This is a genomic window from Mycobacterium sp. TH-M25 (genome assembly GCF_057473665.1).
The window spans coordinates 1-1,944 of sequence record NZ_JBYCLA010000124.1 but is presented as its reverse complement, the minus strand read 5'-3'; the positions used below and the strand labels follow the sequence as shown (position 1 = coordinate 1,944).

The 1,944-nt window shown below is 60.7% G+C and carries 2 protein-coding genes; both read left to right on the top strand.

Going from position 1 to position 1,944, the window contains the following annotated elements; genetic code table 11:
- On the top strand, window positions 1-99 hold a 99-nt coding region (locus AC2VOU_RS04275; RefSeq protein ID WP_486956231.1), incomplete at its 5' end, for a DUF3046 domain-containing protein.
- 257 nt (window positions 100-356) lie between these two features.
- Window positions 357-1,944 (top strand): recombinase RecA (gene recA / locus AC2VOU_RS04270; protein ID WP_486956230.1); only part of this gene is annotated, 1,588 nt, incomplete at its 3' end.

Here is a 1,944-nt window from a genome sequence, read left to right as displayed (position 1 = left end):
GGCCGTACCGCCGCCCAGGCGATCGAAGACGGTGTTGAGCCCCGCGACGTCTGGCGGGCGTTGTGCGTCGACTTCGACGTGCCCCGCGATCAGTGGTGAGGTTGCTTTCGGATTGAGTGTGCGCTCACGGTTTTGAGTGTGCGTCCAGGGCGGTAAATCGGCGCGCGAAATCGCGCCCTCAGCGCACACTCGACGCGGGCTCGCGGACTGTTGAAACGGCGTGTCGAACGTGAATCGAACAGATGTTCGGCTACTGTGGTGGTTATTCGGCGATGTCGACTTGTCGGTGGCCTTCTCTAGTGTCACGGCCAACCGACCGATACCGGTCACCGAGCACCGACTACAGGAGAAGCAACATGGCGCAAGTCCCCGACCGTGAAAAAGCCCTCGAGCTGGCGATGGCCCAGATCGAGAAAAACCACGGCAAAGGTTCGGTGATGCGTCTCGGTGACGAGATGCGTCAGCCGATTTCGGTCATTCCGACCGGGTCCATCGCACTGGACGTGGCCCTGGGTATCGGCGGTCTGCCACGTGGCCGGGTCGTGGAAATTTACGGCCCGGAGTCCTCGGGTAAGACCACTGTTGCACTGCACGCGGTGGCCAACGCCCAGGCGGCCGGCGGTGTCGCAGCGTTCATCGACGCCGAGCATGCCCTGGACCCGGAGTACGCCAAGAAGCTTGGCGTTGACACCGATTCCCTGCTGGTTAGTCAACCTGACACCGGTGAACAAGCCCTCGAGATCGCTGACATGCTGATCCGTTCTGGCGCGCTCGACATTGTGGTCATCGACTCGGTCGCGGCGCTGGTACCGCGCGCGGAGCTCGAAGGTGAGATGGGGGACAGCCATGTCGGACTGCAAGCCCGGTTGATGAGTCAGGCGCTGCGGAAGATGACTGGTGCGCTGAATAATTCGGGAACCACAGCGATATTCATCAACCAGCTCCGGGAGAAGATCGGCGTAATGTTCGGCTGTGGGTCCTGGTACACCAACGTCACCCTCGCCGACGGATCGACTGAGAAGCTCGGTAAGATCGTGGACGAAAAGATGGACGTCGAGGTTTTGTCCTACGACTTCGAGTCTGGCCGGATCGTGCCGCGCAAGGTGACCAATTGGTTCAACAATGGAAAAACCGAAGAGTTCTTGCACTTCAAGGTTGATCGAGCCGGCGGCGGGTCAGGACACGGCCACGCTAGCCTGGCGATGACTCGCAACCATCTCATCCGAACCCCGGGCGGTTGGCGCGAAGCCGAAGACATCAGCGTCGGTGACCGCGTGATGCTGGCACAACCAAGCCTGCTCAGTGATCAGCAGTGGGAAGTCGTGCTGGGTTCGTTGATGGGCGATGGGTGCCTATCCCCGCCAGTCCGGCAAGATTCCGAAGCTGCGCGGCTGAGGATGGGACACGGGGCCAAACAGGCTGAATATCTTGACTGGAAGGTCTCGCTACTGGAAAACATCCCCCACTGCCGCACCAGAAATGGCAAGGGCGCGGTGTTTGCGGACTTTACCCCACTCTCGGAACTCCACGAGTTGAGGTCCGCGGTTTATCTGGGCGACGGCAAGAAGTTCCTCTCCGAGGAGTACCTCAAGGCACTAACCCCGTTGGCTCTGGCCATCTGGTACATGGACGACGGTTCATTCAGCGTTCGGTCTAAGGGCCTACAGCAGCGGACTGAGGGCGGCAGTGGCCGCATCGAGATCTATGTGGAGGCAATGAGCGACGGGTCGCGGGTGCGCCTGCGTGACTACCTGCGCGACACCCACGGCCTGGACGTACGGCTACGGCATGCAGGTTCGGCAGGTAAGGCGGTGATGGTCTTCTCGACGCAAGCCACCGCCAAATTTCAGGAACTAATCGCGCCGTACATACACCCGTCCATGGCGTACAAGCTCTTGCCACGTTTCCGTGGTCGATTCGACGTGGAACCGCAGTTTGCTACAC